Raw genomic sequence first — 19,038 nt, 5'->3', positions numbered from 1 at the left:
CTGCATCTTGAAGTAACTTGGGTATACCTGTCGAAGGATGCCTATGCTTTATATCAGCACCCAGTTTGGAGAACGTCACAATGTTTGGTTTTATCAGCAAAAATATCATTACCGGGCTGGTAACTATATTGCCAATAGTATTGACACTTTACCTCCTCTACTGGTTTGCCGTTTCATTAGAGTCCATACTCGGTGAACTCATTCAGACGATTCTTCCCAATGAATGGTATTGGCCGGGAATGGGTCTAGCTGCCGGGCTGCTAGTCTTTTTTATCGCCGGACTTATGATGAACGCCTATGTCGTACAACGGATGTTTGCCAAGAGTGAACAAGTTTTCTATCACATGCCGTTATTCAGAACGGTATACCCGACTATTCGCGACTTTTTTGACTACTTCTCTCCTGCCACTCGCAAAGAGTTTGAACAAGTTGTCGCAGTAACACTGGGGGAGACCGACATGCAGGTAATTGGCTTTGTTACACAGCCAATCTCTGAGCGGTTACCCGAGTCATTTCGAGATGAAGACAGTGTTCTGGTCTACTTTCCCCTTAGCTATATGATCGGAGGTTATGCTGTCCTGATCCCCCGCAGCGCGATACGTCCTCTTGATATGACAATTGAAGAAGCAATGCGCTTTACACTGACTGCCGGAATGACCGGGGCCGGTTCGGGTGTCTCCTCAGCGAGCCATAAAGACCACTGACTATTTTCACCTCTTTCGGGGGAGGCAGACACTATCATTCGCCTGCGTATCGAAATATTGGCTGAAGTCACATTGCGCCTCAGGCTCTCATGAGAAAATGACTCATCAACTCTATTATCCTAGTTCCAACGGTACAAAAATGACAATGCGAGAACATAACGCCAGACCTTGCCTGATGCAGGCGTGGGAGCATCATGAGAACCAACTCGCGCATTGGCTCCGCGCCCAAACTCACGACGAGCCCCTAGCCCAAGATCTACTGCACGAAGTCTTTATCCGGGCAATGCATCAAGATGAACGCTTCTGTAACATTACCAATACCAAAGCGTGGTTATTCCGGGTGGCAGGAAACCTGGTCATCGATCAGGCACGTAAACGCACCACGCTCGCTTTACCCGCTATGGATGATATCGAACAGAAACAGCTTGGCGATACAACTGTAGACAACCTCACCAACTGCCTGCCCCGTGTACTTAATGAACTTGAACCGAAAGACAGTGACATACTGAAAGCATGCGATATTCATGGCATGACCCAACAACAGTATGCGAACCAGCATGAGCTTTCACTACCGGCCGTAAAATCTCGCTTGCAACGTGCCCGCACCAAACTACGGCAACAGCTAACCAGCTCCTGCAAAGTGATACTCGATGAAAATCAAAAGGTTTGCTGTTTTACCCCCAGAGACTAATCGTAGAAATCAAATTTACATCGGTCTTTCAAATCAGTGTGAGAGCTATCACGGGGAATGGGGCAGATTGACGCTAAGATGTTGTCTCTCAATTTATCTGGACAAGTTCTCTATGCGTAAGAAAATTATTCTTGATACCGATCCGGGCATCGATGATGCAATGGCCATTTTGTTTGCTGAAGCCCACCCAGATATCGAACTCGTCGGGATCACAACAGTATATGGTAATGCCACTATCGAGAATGGCACACGTAATGCGCTTTATCTGAAGGAGGAATTCAACTTTCGCTGTGACATTGCCAAAGGAACAGAAAAACCTCTCCAACGCCCACCGGTAGGAGCAACAGTTGTCGTTCATGGCGAAACCGGATTTGGCGATTTACACTCCAGTGAGCCAACACATGCCAGTGCAGATCCCCGTCCGGCGTATCAATACATTATTGATACAATCAAAGCAAATCCCGGAGAAATCACTCTGGTTGCCGTCGGCCCACTCACAAACCTCGCCTTGGCACTTGAGGCAGATCCGGCCATTACCTCGTTGGTAAAAGAAGTTGTGATCATGGGCGGTGCTTTTGGTATGAATAACCACCGTGGCAATGTTACTCCTTTTGCCGAGGCCAATATCCACGATGACCCGCATGCAGCCGATAAGGTCTTTACGGCAAACTGGCCAGTCGTCATCATCGGGTTAGACGTCACGGAAGAAAGCTTCTTCTCGTCAGACTATATTGATGAACTGAAATCAGCCGGAGGAAAAGTTGGCGAATTCATTTGGGATGTGAGCCGCTATTACCTACGCTTCTATGCCAACAAGCTTGGGCTTCATGGCTGTCATGTCCATGACCCTTCGGCTATCGCCTATGTCATCAACCCCGAGCTGTTTACACTCCGTGAAGGCCCAGTCCGTGTTGTTACCGACGGTCCGGCAGAAGGCCTGACACTTCAGAAATTTGATGATCGTGGCTATCAAACTGATGAGTGGAAAAACATGCCAGCCCAACAAGTTGGTATTGCTGTCGATGATCAGGCCTTGCTAGCCCTGTATCGTGAAAGCATCATCAATTACGGTAAACAGTTCGATTAGGACTTGCTGACTCTAACTCCCTAGTTCATAGCTCAGGCATGGCATAAAAGTGTCTGAGCTACTTTCCCCCACCTCCCTCACGCACCACACATACCGCACATAAAAATAATGTAATTTTTTCTGCATCCATTTAGCCGCAGCTCCGTCTTTATAGGTATATCCCCAAGTAACTTAATAAGGATGAGAAATGTTTCAAGTGTTCACCGACTTTGCCAGCTGGTTGGTATTTGAGGTATTGGGCTTAACGCCAGCGACCAAACAGGCTGATGCCCTGCACTTCTTCATTGAAGACACCACTAAAATTTTTGCCCTGCTGCTGGTCATGATTTATGTCATTGCCATTATTCGAGCATCTTTGAACGTCGAACGTGTCCGTGATTACCTGGCAGGCAAAAATCGATTCGTCGGTTATTTTTTGGGTTCAACTTTCGGTGCGATTACCCCTTTCTGCTCCTGTTCCAGCATTCCGGTGTTTCTCGGATTTACCTCAGCAGGGATCCCGCTGGGGATAACGATGGCTTTTTTAATCACCTCGCCACTGATCAACGAAGTCGCAGTATTATTGCTAATGAGCCTACTCGGCTGGAAGTTCACCCTGCTCTATATTGCGGTAGGCATGTTGATCGGCATGGTTGGCGGGCTATTTCTTGATACCATCCGGGCTGAGCGCTGGCTACAATCTTTTGCCGCCGATGCCTTGAAACATGGCCAACAAAACCTGCAAGTAAACAAACAGCCTGCTAATCAAACAGCCACCGAAAAAATAACGTTGGCTGAACGCCACCAGTTTGCCAAGCGAGAAACCACCGAGATATTCGGCCGGGTATGGAAATGGGTCGTTATTGGTGTAGGGCTAGGGGCTGCCCTCCATGGCTTCGTCCCTGACGGTTGGATAGAGACCTATCTGGGTGACCGGCAATGGTGGTCTGTACCTGCTGCGGTGCTGCTTGGCATTCCTCTTTATTCCAATGCGACAGGGGTTATTCCCATCATGGAAAGCCTCATTACCAATGGCCTTCCTATCGGTACTACGCTGGCATTTTGTATGAGTACGGTAGCAGCCAGTCTGCCCGAATTCATTTTACTCAAGCAAGTCATGCAATGGCGGCTGCTCGCCACCTTATTTGTTGTTCTGTTGACGGCCTTTACCCTTGTAGGTTGGACCTTCAATCTCACTTCTCCTTTGTTATGAGGATATATCGATGAAAAAAGTAAAAGTTCTAGGCTCTGGTTGTAAGAATTGCAAAACCACCGCGGCATTAATCAAAGAAGTCGCCGATGCACTGAAGGTCAAAATAGATATAGAGAAAGTTGAAGATTTTGCTCAAATTATGGCATACGGTGTCATGGCAACCCCCGCCGTGGTCATTGACGAACAGGTTGTACACAAAGGCAGTGTGCCTAAACGCGACTCTATCGAGGGGTGGTTCGAAAAATAAGAGTGAGAGGTAGCCCTTCTACAACATACAAGGGCTACTTTTGATGTATCTCACTGGTAGTATTCGCCATCAGTGAGGGGTGGCGAATACACATTCAAAGTTAAGCGCTTTCCTAAGCCAGCTTGGCAGAAAAATGCTTACCTAACAAGGCGTGATAAAAGTCATTATCTGACAATACCCCTTCCAGGCGCCTTTCTGTTCCCAGTAAAACAGGCTGACCGGTGCGATAGCGGATTTCCAGTGCTTCGCGCATCGAGATATCTGGTGTTGCCAAAACGACCTTATCCTGCTCAAGGGTCTCAAGGTTGTCCCCTTCCTGCCACTGTTGCAATGCCAGAGACTCATCCTGCCGGGTCACGGTCATAATCTCACCTTCCGCGGTGGTACTGACGCAAGTCTTGTCATGTTGGTTAAGTATCAACATTTCTCCCAACGACTCTAGCTCACTGGCCTCTGTCATCAGGGAACGTCCACGCAGCACATTAAGCGGATTCGTATGCGCGACAAAGTCTTTCACATATTGTGAATTCGGCTTCAGTACAATCTCTTCTGGCTTACCGTGCTGGATCAGCCTACCAGACTCCATAATTGCAATGTTATTACCAATCTTGAGGGCCTCATCCAAATCATGGCTCACAAACACAATCGTCTTGTTCAGCTGGCGCTGAAGCTCCAGCAGCTCATCTTGAAGCTGACTGCGAATAAGCGGATCCAGAGCCGAGAATGGCTCATCCATCAGCAAGATATCGCTATCCATGGTAAATGCCCGCGCCAAGCCGACGCGCTGCTGCATGCCGCCCGATAGCTCATGAGGAAATTTGTGCTTCCACTCGGAAAGCCCTACCATCTCGAGCTTTTCTTCTGCACGACGGCGACGCTCTGCCTTGCCGATACCCTGCATCTCCAGACCAAAAGCGGCATTGTCGAGTACGGTCAGCCAAGGCATCAAAGCAAACTTCTGGAACACCATGGATATTCGGTTGGTCCGCAAATGACGCAGAGCCGTTTTATCGCAGCTGGCAAGGTCAATAGACTGCTCGCCATCCTGCACCTCAAGCGAACCACGACTGATGGTATTCAAACCATTAATCGCACGTAGCAAACTCGATTTACCGGAGCCGGATAGCCCCATCAAGACACAAATTTCACCCTCTTCAATGTCGAGGCTGACGTCATGAACACCCACTACATCACCGGTGGCATCAATAATTTCCTGACGGTTTTTGCCCTCATCGAGCAATGCAAGGGATTTGGCTGTCTGCTCACCAAAAATCACATCTAGGCTTTTAATACTGATTGCACTCATGCTTATCCCTCCTTGCTCTGGCTTGCCGGAGTCTTACATAGACGATCCAAGATAATGGCGACCAATACAATGGCCAAACCTGCTTCAAACCCCTGAGAAATATTCACCGTATTGAGGGCACGGATCACCGGTTTCCCCAAACCGTCAGCCCCCACAAGTGCGGAAATCACCACCATCGATAATGACAACATAATGCACTGTGTTATCCCTGCCATAATGTTTGGCATTGCCGCCGGAAGTTCAACTTTGAACAACAGCTTCATTCGATTGGCCCCGAAGGCTCTACCCGCCTCGACCAGCTCTTCAGGGACTCGGCTAATACCCAGATAGGTCAGGCGGATTGGAGCGGCAATGGCAAAAATAATGGTAGAAATAAGACCGGGAACCACCCCCAGGCCGAACAGTACCAAGGTTGGGATCAGGTAGACAAATGTCGGTATAGTCTGCATCAAATCAAGGATCGGGCGCATGATGGTATACAACCAAGGCTTATGTGCTGCCACTATTCCAACAGGCACCCCGACCAATACCGAGATCATCGTAGCTGTTAATACCAGAACAAAGGTTTCCAGCATTTCTTCCCAGTAACCCAGGTTCATGATCAGCAGAAGTGCCGCAACAACGAAAATGACCAGCGAGAAGCTCCGGTGAAGAAACCAGGCCAGCAAAGCTGTCATTACAATCGGTACAGCAGGCGGAAACCACTTAAACAGATCAACCAACAGCATGATCAGTGATTCCAGGGTATAGGAAAGCGAGTCAAAAAACCCTGCAGCATTGTAGGTCAGCCAATCCACGAAGGTTGCCATCCAATCACCTAACGGGATTTTATGCTCTGTAATAAAGTCCACTGTTACTCCTTAATGGTCCATATTTTTTAAATTGGGTCGTTCCGTGTTTGTCTATTGCGCCGGCCTGCTGCCACTTGTTACCGTGGCAGCAGCACCGACAATCAGCCAGCACTTGGCGCGCAATAGACAATTAGATTTTCAGATATGACTTCACGGCGTTGGTTGCATTGCTACCGTCTTGTGCCGTTACCTTTTTCAGCCACTGATCCAATACCTGCGGATTGGCTTTTAGCCAGGCTTTTGCCGCCGCATCAGGCTTGGCATTGTTGTTTAGGATCTCGCCCATCAACTGATTTTCCATCTCGAGGCTGAAACTCAAGTTCTGCAATAGCTGGCCGACATTCGGACACGTTTTCAAGTAGCCCTGGCGAACATTGGTATAAACACTTGCACCGCCGTAGTTGGGGCCAAAGAAATCATCACCACCGTCAAGGTAGGCCATGTCAAAATTGCTGTTCATCGGATGCGGCGCCCAGCCAAGGAAAGCAATCCACTGCTCGCGGTTCACCGCACGTTTGACCTGCGACATCATGCCAGCTTCACTGGACTCCACCAGGCGGAAGCTTTTCAGGTCGAAGGCGTTTTTATCAATCATGTCCTGGATTAAACGATTGCCGTCGTTACCCGGCTCGATGCCATAGATGCGGCCACGAAACTCATCTTTGTATTTTGCTAAGTCGGCAAAGCTGCGGACACCGGCGTCATACACGTATTTCGGTACAGCAAGGGTATACTTAGCCCCCTCCAGGTTGGCTCGCACGGTCTCGACCGAACCGTCCTGGTGATATTTGGCAATATCCGCTTCCATGGTTGGCATCCAGTTACCCAGGAACACATCAATGTCCTGATTAGCCATAGAAGAATATGTTACGGGGACCGAAAGCAGCTGGGTTGAGGTCTTATAGCCCAATCCTTTGAGCACTTCGCTAGTAATGGCCGTTGTTGCGGTAATATCTGTCCAGCCCACGTCAGAGAAACGCACGGTATCGCACTGTGCAGCTAATGCAGTGATCGCTGAAAAACTGAGTAATAGTGCTGAGCTACCCATGATTGCATTTTTAATTGTTTTCTTTGTCTTCATGACTCTTCCTTTGTCCATGTTTGTTAAGCAATGGTTCTTCTCGTAGCTGGCGAGAAGGCTGACTTGTTCTCAATAGTCAGTTTGCTTGTTTTGGTAATTAAGCTGCTTACGTTTTCAGTAATAATGTGTGGGTCTATCAGGCGCTCACCGGACGCTTGGCAGAGCCAACGCGCTGTTCGGTTTCCCAGTTTGGGGCGATCCAGGTCTGTGCATCTGAAGGCGCAAGGGGAGCTCGCCCCAAAATGGCATCAGCAACTTTCTCTGCCACCATGATTGTCGGGGCATTGAGGTTGCCGTTTGGAATGGTCGGGAACACCGAAGAGTCGACCACTCGCAGAGAATCGATTCCCCTAACCTGACAATTCTCATTCAACACGGCCATGGGATCGTTATCTGCTCCCATCTTGCAGGAACATGACGGATGATAGGCACTCTCGACATTTTGGCGAACCCAGGCATCAATCGCTTCATCGCTGGTAACGTCAGCGCCCGGTTGGATTTCCTTGCCGCGATATTCATCCATGGCCGGCTGAGCCAAAATTTCACGGGTCAGGCGGATACAGTCACGCCAATCCTGTCTATCTTGCTCTGTACTGATGTAGTTAAATTCAATGTTAGGCTTTTGGTACGGATCGCTAGATTCCACCCAAATACGGCCACGGCTTTGCGGTTTGTTCGGACCGACGTGCACCTGAAATCCATGGCCTTCAAAGGCTGCCTGACCGTCATAGCGCATGGCCGCAGGCAAGAAATGATACTGAATATTGGGCCATTTCAGACCGGCTCGAGAACGGATAAAAGCACACGACTCAAAGTGATTGGTAGCCCCCAGGCCATCTCTGCGTAATATCCAACGCGTTCCGATCAGCCCTTTGCTGATCAGCCCCAGCTTACTGTTTAGCGTTATTGGCTGATGGCATTCATATTGGAAATAGACTTCCAGATGGTCTTGCAGGTTCTCCCCGACACCCGGTAAATCATGCTCTACAGCAATTCCGGCTTGCTCCAGTACCGCTTTTGGACCAACCCCCGACAGCTGAAGAAGCTGTACAGAGCCGACAGAGCCCGCCGACAACAGCACTTCCTTGGTGGCAAAGACAGATTCGACCTGGCCGCCAACTTCAATTTCAACCCCGATGGCCTGTTTACTCTCAAGCAGTACCTTGCGGCTTACGACACCCGTTTTGACAGTCAGATTGTTGCGCTTCATCGCTCGACGCAAGTAGGCATTCGAGGTCGAGGCACGTACACCTTTATCAACCGTCATATGCATAGGGCCAAAGCCTTCCTGCTGATAGCCATTATAATCATCGGTTTTCGGATAACCGGCTTGCTGCCCGGCATCGATAAACGCCTGATACAAAGGATTCAGCGTCATATTGTTGCCATTACAGGTTGCCAACGGACCGTCGCTACCGCGGTAGGCATCTTCACCGCAAATCCATGATTCAGCACGGCGGAAATACGGCAGGCACTCCTGATAGCTCCATCCTGCTGCGCCATGCTCAACCCACTCATCAAAGTCGCAGGCATGGCCTCGCACATACACCATGCCATTGATTGACGAGCTACCACCCAGTACACGCCCTCGCGGACAATGCAGACGGCGGTTATCAATACCGGCCTCAGACTGTGATTCAAACTGCCATGCGTACTTATCGCTGTTCATTGGGTAAGACAGGGCTGTCGGCATTTGAATAAAGATACTTCTGTCACTCCCACCAGCCTCTAGCAGCAACACACTATGCTCACCCGATGCTGTTAGACGATCAGCCAGTACACAGCCGGCAGATCCCGCTCCGACAATAATGTAATCGTAGGTTTTGCTCATTTGATTTCCCTTTCATTCTGTTGTGAAGATTAAAGTCTGCTGTTATCAGCAGCTCTCGCCAGCGCTGATATCGATGGCTTAATCATAAGGGCACTCAAGATCACCAAGCTCAATCATCACACTCTTGTTCTGGGTGTAATGGTTAAGTGTTTCGATTCCATTTTCCCGTCCGATCCCTGATTGTTTATAACCCCCTACCGGCATTTCTGCCGGCGAACCGCCCCATGTATTCACCCAGCAAATACCGGCTTCAATCTGGGCGATTACCCGGTGGGCACGAGAAAGGTTTTGGGTAAATAAACCAGCAGCAAGACCATACTGGGTGGCGTTCGCCCGCTGAATCACCTCATCCTCATCGGTAAACCGCAAAATAGACATCACCGGACCAAAAATTTCATCCTGAACCTGGGGCATATCATCGGTGCAGTCGGCAAAGATGGTAGGCTGGACAAAATATCCCTTGTCGAGACCGTTGCATGTTACACGCTCGCCGCCGCAGATAAGGCGAGCACCAGACTCTTTTCCGGCCTGGATAAACCCGAGCACTTTTTCAAGATGTTCGCCTGAAATCAGCGCACCAATCTGGGTCGACATATCAGCAGGATCACCGACAACTAGCTTGTTGGTACGATAAGCAAGCTGCTCAATAAACTCATCGTAAATCGCATCATGGACAAAAACCCGGGTGCCGTTGGTGCAGACTTCGCCCTGGGTGTAAAAATTGGCCAGCATGGCAGCTGAAACCGCATTGTCTAATTTGGCATCATCAAAAACGATCAGCGGGGATTTACCACCAAGCTCCATCGTGATGTCTTTAAGCGTACCGGCAGCATCAGCCATCACTTTCTTACCGGTACCGGATTCGCCGGTAAAAGAAACCTTGGCAATATCCGGGTGGCGGGAAAGCATCTGGCCAACACGGTAGTCACCCTGAACAACATTAAACACGCCGTCTGGCACACCTGCCTCGGTGAAGATCTCCGCCAGCTTCAATACCGAAAGTGGCGTTTCTTCAGACGGCTTGAATACCATGGCATTACCGGCAGCCAATGCCGGTGCCGATTTCCACATTGCGATCTGTATTGGATAGTTCCATGCTCCGATCCCAGCACAAACACCGAGTGGCTCACGGCGGGTATAGAAAAACTGGCCATGACCTAAATCTTGTTGCTGACCCTGAATGGCCGCAGCAAGCCCCGCGTAGTACTCGATAACATCCGCACCAGTGGCAATATCTACCTCGATAGCCTCCTGGATCGGCTTTCCGGTATCTTTGACTTCCAGCTCCGCCAGTTCATCGTTGCGCTCACGGAGAATCGCCACCGCCCGCATCAAAATACGACCTCTTTCCATACCACTCATCGCTGACCACACTTTGAAACCTTCCTGTGCCGAAGCAATGGCACGGTCAACATCCAGGGTTGACGCCTGCCCGATCTCGGCCAGCTTCTCACCCGTTGCCGGATTGTAAGTTACAAACGTTTCTCCTGATGAGGCTTCTATGGCCTGACCATGGATATAAAGGGACTTCATTTTCATCAAAATGCCTTGGTAATTAATGTTTATTATGAGTTCGTCAGTTCAAATGCGGGGCGAGTTGTTTTTGCAAATAATCGGAGATGATCTGTTGCGCTTTTTCCGGACAAATCCCATCAGGGTTCAGGGCTCCTCTCAGCCAGATCCCATCGATAAGCGCAGCAACGCCCTGTGCGACGAAAAGGGCTTGTTCAGAAGGTAAGACTTTCTTGAGTTCATAGCGAAGGTGAGACAACAAACGGCGTTCATTGACACGCTGGAGTCGATGCAAGGTGGTATCGTGCATCGACTGCGCCCAGAATGCCAACCATGTTTTCACCACTTTGCTTTCAACCTGGTAACCATCAAAATTCGCAGCAACGATCGCCTTGATCCTAGCTGTCACATCATCTCTATCTACAGCACAGAGATACTCAATGGATGTCGCCGACAATTGACGGAGTACCGAACGCATCGTCTCCTCTAGCAATCCATGCTTACCGCCGAAATAATGGTTAATGATCCCTGGAGATACGCCAGCCTTGCGGCTTATCAAGACCACACTAGCTCCCGAGAGTCCAACCTCGTCAATAACGGCCATTGTCGCCTCGACAAGCTGTGGTCTGCGAATTTCAGGCATTCCTACTTTCGGCATAGTTGCTACTCAAATGTTTCTTAATTGAACGTTTAATTAAAAATAAATTTACATAATATTAGCAACAAGTCAAAAAAATGTTTCGTGCCGTAATGAATACCAAGGCTTACCCACCGCGCAAAGCAAACGTAAGAGATTGATTTTAAATAAACTAAATTAAATTCAAAAAATACAGATTGATTTAATTGTTTTGTGTCGAAAACAAGTCTCTGCCATCTGACTTCATATCATCAACAACTAGTCCATTACTTAAGCCATTACTCGTGAAGCTATGCATGATCTCAACTTGTAATGCCAGATAGGGTCTGTGATTTGTTTAGAGTTCTAATCTTTACAGAAATTGCAAACTCAGGCGATTCCCCCTGTTTGGCCATTTAGTGATGCTTGGAACGGTAATTCCTCCCCTTTAATCTCCCTTATTGAGCTAACTCTCGATAAAAAAATTTACTTTTTATGAACCCTGAATTACACAGAAAGAGAAGGTGATTTTTCTTAGTATTTAAAACGCTGTGTACTGTAAGGATTTCGCGTGAATTGACACCTATCGAACCATCACGATCATGTGGCAAATTAGGGGAGCTGGCGATGACCTCAATAACAACACAACAACCCATGCGCATCGGTTTTTATCTCACTCACAATTTCACTATGATCGCGATGGCATCTGCCGTCGAAGTATTGCGCATGGCCAATCAGCTCTCGGGAGAAGTGCTGTACCAATGGTTTACCCTCAGTGAAAATGGCGAACCTGTTACCGCCAGTGATGCGCTTGAAGTAAGGGTCGATGATCGAATTCCGTCTCAGCTACCGCTTGATTTACTTATTGTCTGCGGGGGGGTTCAGGTTGAACGTAGCTGCACATCACAACTGACAAGTTGGCTTTGCCAGCTCGATCGCCAACAAAAAATACTCGGCGGGATCTGCACCGGCAGCTATGCTTTGGCAAAAGCGGGGGTAATGGTAAACCAATACTGCGCCATCCACTGGGAGCATCTGGCAGGACTTCAGGAATTGTTCCCCTCAATTAAAATCACCAACAAGCTATTCACGCTCAGCGACAAGCGAATGACCAGTTCTGGCGGTACAGCGCCGATGGACATGATGCTCACTTTAGTGGCAAAGCAACATGGCAACAAACTTAGTGCTGCTATATCGGAAATGTTCATGTGCGAACGGATTCGCAATGGCACAGATGTACAAAAAGTGCCGCTACGCAGCTTGGTAGGTACCTCTCAGCCGAAACTACTCGAAATTGTCTCTTTGATGGAAGCCAACCTAGAAGAGCCTATTGGGATGGATGAACTGGCAGGGTTTGTCGACCTGTCACGGCGCCAGCTAGAAAGGCTGTTCCAGAAACACCTCCAGTGCTCGCCTTCGCGCTATTACCTTCAATTACGGCTAAGCCGGGCTAGGCAACTACTAAAACAGACTAACCTGTCGATTATCGAAGTTTCCGTGGCCTGTGGGTTTGTTTCAACCCCCCACTTCAGTAAATGCTACCGCGACTGTTTTGGCATGCCACCTCGTCATGAGCGGTTGGGGATTTCACCATCACAACCTGCAGCGACTGAATTACCGGAACTTACCGAGGTGACTGGACTGCATGATGACAGCCTATTCGATGCAGGTTTTGACGATCCGAATACTGTGCCCAATGAGGCATGCTAGTCTCTTCACCGTACTGGAGCTTAAGAGCTTTGAGCTCAGGGAGTTGAAATATCATTACTTCAGAATTCCTTCTTCTCGAAGCAGGGCTAGAATAGCCTCGGCAGCCTGTTGGGGGGAACTATCTTGCAACACCTTTCCCGCTTGGCTCTGCGTCACTGTTATTGCTGCTTTCATTCGTTCAGCGGCAGTGTTCGCAGTGATGCTCTTCAGACGCTTGGGTCGCGGTTTTGCTGGTTGTAACTGCCACTGAGACAGTTCGCTATCTGCCGCAGGTTCAAACTCAGATTTAAGCTCTGATTCAAGTACCTTAATGATACCATCACGCGCTTTTGAGAATGCACTTTGTCTTGCCTGCGGTGCCGCGCCATTAATTGTCACCACCGCAGGTTGCTTGACCTGTATTTTACGGCGCTGACCGCGAGGTAGCGCCTGCAACAATTCAATATGTCCATCTGCAACACCCGCCAAACCAGCAATATGCGGCACAATCGCCCAGCCTAGTTGATCTGCCAACAGGTAAGGTAGCAAGCCTGACGCCTCCCCCCATTCAGCCTGTTCGCCGCACAGTACCAAATCGGGCTCCGCTTCATTCACATACTGAGCCAGAGCCGATACCGGATCGAAGAGCTCTGGCAGCTTAAGAACAGTTATCTGCCCGATACCCATTCCCAGATAATCTCGTAATGCCGACTGTTCCGACTCATCTGCATGGCCGGCATGGACAACCTCATTCACCGCGCCAGACTGTTGCAATGCCAGCTCAATTGCCTGAGCGTCCAATGAAGCACGGCATGGCCGCCCAGTTAATGAATGCATACCGGTCGATACCAGCACCATGATTTGCAGCGGCTCACACAGCATCATCCCACTTCTCCTTTGCCTGCTCACGATCAAATCCCGTCAGTTCCCCAACCCTACTTTCACTCTCACCCCGTTTAATACTGTTAACCAGAGCCTGCAAGATCTCGCTGCTGTCACCGATCACGCTAAGATCTGCCCGGCTAACCATGGCGCATCCCGGATCAAGATTGATGGCGATCACCGTATTGCAATGGGCCATTCCCTGCAGGTGCTGGATCGCCCCGGAGATCCCCACCGCCAAGTAAACCCGGGCGGAAACCAAGGTGCCGGATGCGCCAACCTGGGTTGAACGCGGCATATTACCGTCATCCACTGCCACACGACTTGCACCCTCAGTTGCCCCAAGCGCTGCAGCCGCTTGATGAAACAACGGCCAATCAGTCACACCATTTCCACCCGCAAAGACAAACTCAGCTTCCACTAGAGAGACAGAGCCGGGATCAACAGCGACCAAACCCAAATCATCAATTTTAGACGCTACCAATGACGTCATTTCCAGTGCAACCGGATCCAGCTCAACCGGAATCGCCTGATAGCGGTATTTGCTAACCGGTTCGGCAATCTGCTCTGCCACCAGCAAGATACGCTCATGTGGACGGCGATACTCTTTCGCACTTTGCCCGGCACGGCACCATATCCAGCTGTCATCAATTTCTACCACCCCGGTAGCTGCTCGCTCGTCCAGCCTGGCGGCCAAGCGGCGACCGAGATCGGCACTGTTCATGGCCTGATCGCCAATCAACCAATAACGGGGAGAAAACTGCTTGTCAGCCTGTAATAACAAAGCGAGCTGGAACTCAGGTTGGTAACCTTCTTCACCTAACAAAGAGAGATCCAGTAGCCGATCTACCCCCGCATCGGCGAAACGATCATCTTTGATAGAGCAAAAAACCACCGCCAGCACGGCTCCGCATCCATTAATCTTCTGACCGTTCATACAATCATGAGTAAAACCGCCGTTCGCCAACTGCTGTGCCAGCCCCAACATATCTCTGTCGGCACTGGTTAGCCTGCCACCACTCATCTCAGGTACAACAGCAATATAGAATTCGGGATGTTCGACTCGATGCAAGGGCAACCGGGAAGCATTCCAACCTTGAGGCTCGATTGCAGGCATTGTGCCAGAGCTTGTTTCAAGAGAAGTTTCAGAATTAGCTCCAGAACTGACAACACTAGCCTGAGACTGATTCACAAGGTCTTGAGCTGCCAGGATATGATGCTGAGGATGAAGGCGATTGCGCTGAATACGCTCATGACGAGGATCGCGGCGGGATACTTTACTCATGATGCCTCCACTTCACCGACTTGAAAATGCTTAACCTGCTTTGGAAGTGCTTCCAGCAACAACTCGGCAATATCCTGTACTTCGGGGCGAGGCGCAATAACCCCTTCTAGCATTAAGCTGCACTGCGGACAGGCAACGACAACAATTTCAGCCCCCGTTTCTCTCACATCATCCATTCGCATATCCGGTATACGACGCTGGCCTGCAACATCGGTAACAGGGGCACCGCCTCCGCCGCCGCAGCAACGGGAACGATAGCCCGAACGCTCCATTTCCTTAATCTCAATCCCAATCGCTCGTAACAGAGACCGAGATGCTTCATAACCGCCGTTATAGCGCCCCAGATAACAAGGGTCATGATAGGTCACCGACTGCCCGTGAACGGGTTCAAGCTTTAAGCTTCCTTGATCTACCAGCTCTGCCAACAACTGAGTATGGTGCCAAACATCATAATTGCCGGCAAAGTCGGGGTACTCATTTTTCAGGAGGTGGAACGCATGCGGATCCGCCGTCACGATCCGCCTGAACGTATACTGGTTCAATGTTTTCACATTGGCTTTGGCAAGACCCTGAAAGGTTGCCTCGTCACCGAGACGGCGTGCCAGATCACCGCAATCGAGCTCTTCATTGCCCAGCATGGCAAAATCAACATTTGCCCGCCGAAGCAGGGCGACCAGAGCCCGAAGCGTACGCTGATTACGCATGTCAAACGCCCCGTCACCAGCCCAAAGCAGCACATCTGTCTGCTTCACTTCGGACAGCAAGGGAATGTGTAGATCTACGGCCCAATTATGACGTTGCAGAGGAGGGTTACCATTGGGGTTATCTGTAGCTATAAGGTTTTCGAGAATGTCCGGTCCTTTGCCCGGTGTTGCACCCTGCTCTAGCGTCAGATAACGGCGTAGATCGACGATCGCATCCACATGCTCGATCATCATCGGACATTCCTCGACGCAGGCCCTGCATGTCGTGCATGACCAGATTGTTTCCGGATTCAGCAGGCTCTCGAACAAAGACTGCTCAGGACCGACGCAACCGCCTTTTTCTCTAGCTTGCTGTCCAGGTTGTTGCTCCTGACCCGGATGCGCGCTGCCATGATAAGTTGCCGTCGATCCGCCGGTCATTCCAACCACCATATCTTGGATCAGCTTTTTGGGATTTAGCGGCTGACCGGCAGCAAAAGCCGGACACACCTTTTCACAGCGGCCACATTGCACACAGGCATCAAAGCCCAGCAGCTGATTCCAGTGAAAGTCTGTCGGCTTTGCTACCCCCAAATGCGGCTCGGTTAAGTCAAGCGGTTTGAGTCCTGTTGATTGCCCGCCGCCAAAACGCTCAGAGCGAGAGTGAAAGGCCAAATGCAGCGCACCGGCAAAGGCATGTTTCATCGGGCCGCCCCAGGTAAGCCCGAGCAGCATTTCCGCCATACCCGCTGCCATTGCGATCCCCAGCAATACAAGTAGTATCGAAGGTAAGGAGTCTATCCCGAACAGGCCTAATGCACTGACCAGCAAAAATGTGCCCGCAAACACATTGAGACTTTTCGGCAATCTCATCCAGGGACCTGTCGATAAATGGGGTAGTGCCTGCCAACGTCGTCTTGCCACCAGCTGCGCCCCCAGTAACATCACCGCACAGGCAATAAGCGCCAGCAAATGCATTGCCTTGCTGTTGATGCCAAGAAGGTAAATAATGCACAGCATCACCATAGCGGCAGCAAAGCCCCCGGCGGTTGCCACATGCATATGAGCAGTCGCTTTGTCACGTGCGACAACATGGTGAAGGTCAACCAGATACCGTCTCCGGATGCTCGATAACCCGGCCCAGACATTAACCGCAAAAGGTCTGCCCCGACGCCAGAGCCTCACTCGGCGAACGGCACCGAACAACGTGATTAGCAATCCCAGCAATAACAGCACGGAAACTAAAGGTGTCAACATCGTTATCCCCTTTCTGCGCGAGTTGTGAGGCGATAAGTGTTACGTCAAAAGTCTTTGCAAAGACGCAAGGCGTCATAGATTGCAGCATGAATATTTCGCTGTGAAGCACAGTCACCAATCCGGTATAACAGGTAATCCTGGCCATTGCCCGCATGATGAGCCAGTTCAGGCTGCGGTTTGGCCGTGTACAATGCGGCCAGATCAACCTGGCCTTTATTGAGCGATCCCAGCTTCAGTTGGTAATAAAGGGCTTCACAAGGCCGGATACCATTTTCTATAACCACCTGATCCACCACCCGCTCCTCTCGTTGCTGGGTATACTCGTTCTCCAGCACGGCGATGACTTTTTCGCCTTCCCGGTATACCTGTTCCAGACGAAAGTCCGGCGTCATGATCACCTCTCGCTGGTAAAGGCTGCGGTAATAGGTCGGGAAGGTGGTGCCACCGACAGCTACTCCGGGTTTCAAGTCATCCGTCACCAATTCAACCAACGCACCTTTCGCCGCCAAATAATCGGCAACCGACATCCCCGAAAACTCACAGATAGTGTCGTAAACCAGCACATTGCTGCCCGGCGCTACCCTGCCACTCAGAATATCCCAGCTACTGACAACCAGACCGTCCTGCGCTCCCCAGCCCGGAAACTGATCAATAAACGGCTGGCCACCGACTGCCAGAATCACCACATCAGGGGCCAACGCCATCACACGCTCGGCGTCCGCTTCGGTGTCCATTTCCAGACTAACGCCCAGTCGCGCCAGCTCAAGCTCGAACCAACGGGTGATCCCTGTAATTTGCTCCCGCTGCGGGGCTTTGGCTGCCAGCGTGATCTGTCCGCCAAGCCGGGAGGATTTCTCGATCAAAGTGACATCATGGCCTCGTTCGGCACACACCCGTGCCGCCTCCATACCAGCAGGCCCACCTCCCACCACCACCACCTTACGAATAGGACCGTCAGTTTTTTTGATAACATGCGGCATCGTCTCTTCCCGGGAGGTCGCCGCATTTTGCAGGCAGAGTACATCCAGCCCCTGATACTGACGATCGATACAATAGTTGGCCCCGACGCACTGGCGGATCTGATCAACCTTACCCAACCGGATCTTGGCAATCAGGTGCGGATCGGCAATATGGGCCCGGGTCATGCCGACAAAATCTACGTAGCCCCCTTCCAGCACGCGTTCGGCCTGAGTGGGATCCTTAATATTCTGGGCATGGATCACCGGCACATTAACCACCTGCTTGATACCGGCCGCCAGATGCAAAAACGGCTCGGGCGGATAGCTCATGTTAGGGATCACATTGGCAAGGGTATTGTGGGTGTCGCACCCAGAGCCGACGACGCCAAAATAGTCCACCAGACCAGTCGCATCGTAATACGCCGCAATCTGCTTCATGTCATCATGGGTCAAACCATCGGGATGGAACTCATCACCGCAAATTCGCATGCCGACGGCAAAATCAGGACCGACTTCACGGCGAACCGCTTCCAGCACCTTAAGGCCAAAGCGCATCCTGTTTTCGAAGCTGCCTCCCCACTCATCATCCCGCTTGTTGACTCTCGGGCTCCAAAACTGGTCAATCAGATGCTGGTGAACCGCCGACAGCTCAACACCATCCAACCCTCCCGCCTTTACCCGCCGAGCGGCGGCAGCATAATCATCAATGATCCGCTCAATCTCTTCAGGCTCGATAATTTTGCAGGTTGCCCGGTGAACCGGTTCACGAATACCACTTGGGCTGAGAAGATGCGGCCAGTCCCCACCGTCCCAGCGCGACCGGCGTCCCATATGGGTGATCTGAATCATGATATGGGCACCATGCTGGTGAACCGCCTCAGCCAATTGCTGCAGGTGAGGAATAACGTCATCGGTACAGAGGTTCACCGACTTCCACCATCCTTGCGGACTGTCTATAGAGACTGGACTCGACCCGCCGCAAATACACAACCCGATCCCGCCTTTGGCTTTTTCCTCGTAATAACGAATATAGCGCTCGGTCGGCATTCCATTTAAGGTGGCATAGACTTCGGCATGGGCGGTACTGACTATCCGGTTACGGATCATCAGCTGATTAATCGCCAGCGGCTGGAAAATAGCATCAAACTGCGACATCCCCACTCCT

At 50.6% G+C, this 19,038-nt stretch carries 16 protein-coding genes; 6 read left to right on the top strand and 10 right to left on the bottom strand.

Annotated features, from left to right (window positions below; all coding sequences use genetic code 11):
- The first annotated feature begins 80 nt into the window (after positions 1-80).
- The 5 genes from MD588_RS06600 to MD588_RS06580 all read left to right on the top strand — a co-directional run bounded on the left by MD588_RS06600 (position 81) and on the right by MD588_RS06580 (position 3,921).
- Positions 81-704, top strand: coding sequence for a DUF502 domain-containing protein (locus MD588_RS06600; protein WP_265696236.1), 624 nt, complete (start codon positions 81-83; stop codon positions 702-704).
- A 139-nt stretch (positions 705-843) separates the two neighbouring features.
- A complete protein-coding gene (locus MD588_RS06595; RefSeq protein WP_265696234.1) occupies positions 844-1,395 on the top strand; it encodes a sigma-70 family RNA polymerase sigma factor in 552 nt (183 codons plus the stop codon).
- 112 nt (positions 1,396-1,507) lie between these two features.
- Entirely contained in the window at positions 1,508-2,482 is a 975-nt protein-coding gene (locus tag MD588_RS06590; RefSeq protein ID WP_265696233.1) for a nucleoside hydrolase, read from the top strand.
- Positions 2,483-2,669: 187 nt separating this feature from the next.
- The gene (locus MD588_RS06585) at positions 2,670-3,674 is read left to right on the top strand and encodes a permease (RefSeq protein ID WP_265696232.1); all 1,005 of its coding nucleotides are present in this window, start codon (positions 2,670-2,672) and stop codon (positions 3,672-3,674) included.
- Between the two features lie 10 nt (positions 3,675-3,684).
- Positions 3,685-3,921 (top strand): thioredoxin family protein, encoded by a 237-nt coding sequence (locus tag MD588_RS06580; protein WP_265696231.1) that lies wholly within the window; start codon positions 3,685-3,687, stop codon positions 3,919-3,921.
- 112 nt (positions 3,922-4,033) lie between these two features.
- Here MD588_RS06580 and choV read toward each other — a convergent pair whose 3' ends face one another.
- From choV to betI, 6 genes are all read right to left on the bottom strand, one after another.
- Positions 4,034-5,227 (bottom strand): choline ABC transporter ATP-binding protein, encoded by a 1,194-nt coding sequence (gene choV, locus MD588_RS06575; protein WP_265696230.1) that lies wholly within the window; start codon positions 5,225-5,227, stop codon positions 4,034-4,036.
- 2 nt (positions 5,228-5,229) lie between these two features.
- The gene (gene choW / locus MD588_RS06570) at positions 5,230-6,078 is read right to left on the bottom strand and encodes a choline ABC transporter permease subunit (protein WP_265696228.1); all 849 of its coding nucleotides are present in this window, start codon (positions 6,076-6,078) and stop codon (positions 5,230-5,232) included.
- A 130-nt stretch (positions 6,079-6,208) separates the two neighbouring features.
- Complete coding sequence (locus MD588_RS06565) at positions 6,209-7,126, bottom strand: choline ABC transporter substrate-binding protein (protein WP_265696544.1); 918 nt, start codon at positions 7,124-7,126, stop codon at positions 6,209-6,211.
- Positions 7,127-7,295: 169 nt separating this feature from the next.
- The gene (betA, locus tag MD588_RS06560) at positions 7,296-8,990 is read right to left on the bottom strand and encodes a choline dehydrogenase (RefSeq protein ID WP_265696227.1); all 1,695 of its coding nucleotides are present in this window, start codon (positions 8,988-8,990) and stop codon (positions 7,296-7,298) included.
- 78 nt (positions 8,991-9,068) lie between these two features.
- Complete coding sequence (gene betB, locus MD588_RS06555) at positions 9,069-10,529, bottom strand: betaine-aldehyde dehydrogenase (protein ID WP_265696225.1); 1,461 nt, start codon at positions 10,527-10,529, stop codon at positions 9,069-9,071.
- Between the two features lie 37 nt (positions 10,530-10,566).
- Positions 10,567-11,160: a transcriptional regulator BetI gene (betI, locus tag MD588_RS06550; protein WP_265696223.1), complete on the bottom strand. Its 594-nt coding sequence runs from the start codon at positions 11,158-11,160 to the stop codon at positions 10,567-10,569.
- Between the two features lie 585 nt (positions 11,161-11,745).
- On the opposite strand from betI, the gene gbdR reads away from it, so the two are divergent.
- Positions 11,746-12,828 (top strand): choline metabolism transcriptional regulator GbdR, encoded by a 1,083-nt coding sequence (gene gbdR / locus MD588_RS06545; protein ID WP_265696222.1) that lies wholly within the window; start codon positions 11,746-11,748, stop codon positions 12,826-12,828.
- A gap of 54 nt (positions 12,829-12,882) precedes the next feature.
- Here gbdR and MD588_RS06540 read toward each other — a convergent pair whose 3' ends face one another.
- From MD588_RS06540 to MD588_RS06525, 4 genes are read right to left on the bottom strand one after another with little or no spacing between them, the layout of a single operon-like run.
- Complete coding sequence (locus tag MD588_RS06540) at positions 12,883-13,692, bottom strand: electron transfer flavoprotein subunit beta (RefSeq protein ID WP_265696221.1); 810 nt, start codon at positions 13,690-13,692, stop codon at positions 12,883-12,885.
- A complete protein-coding gene (locus tag MD588_RS06535) occupies positions 13,679-14,974 on the bottom strand; it encodes an electron transfer flavoprotein subunit alpha/FixB family protein (RefSeq protein ID WP_265696220.1) in 1,296 nt (431 codons plus the stop codon). Before MD588_RS06535 ends, MD588_RS06540 begins: the two co-directional genes overlap by 14 nt.
- Positions 14,971-16,914: a (Fe-S)-binding protein gene (locus tag MD588_RS06530; RefSeq protein WP_265696219.1), complete on the bottom strand. Its 1,944-nt coding sequence runs from the start codon at positions 16,912-16,914 to the stop codon at positions 14,971-14,973. The genes MD588_RS06535 and MD588_RS06530 overlap by 4 nt, the downstream gene beginning before the upstream one ends.
- A 44-nt stretch (positions 16,915-16,958) precedes the next feature.
- Positions 16,959-19,028: an NADH:flavin oxidoreductase gene (locus MD588_RS06525; RefSeq protein WP_265696218.1), complete on the bottom strand. Its 2,070-nt coding sequence runs from the start codon at positions 19,026-19,028 to the stop codon at positions 16,959-16,961.
- Positions 19,029-19,038 lie beyond the last annotated feature (10 nt).

Origin of the sequence: Photobacterium obscurum, from assembly GCF_026191635.1 — a bacterium.
GTDB classification, from domain to species: domain Bacteria; phylum Pseudomonadota; class Gammaproteobacteria; order Enterobacterales; family Vibrionaceae; genus Photobacterium; species Photobacterium obscurum.
This window is presented reverse-complemented; position numbering and strand designations above follow the sequence as displayed.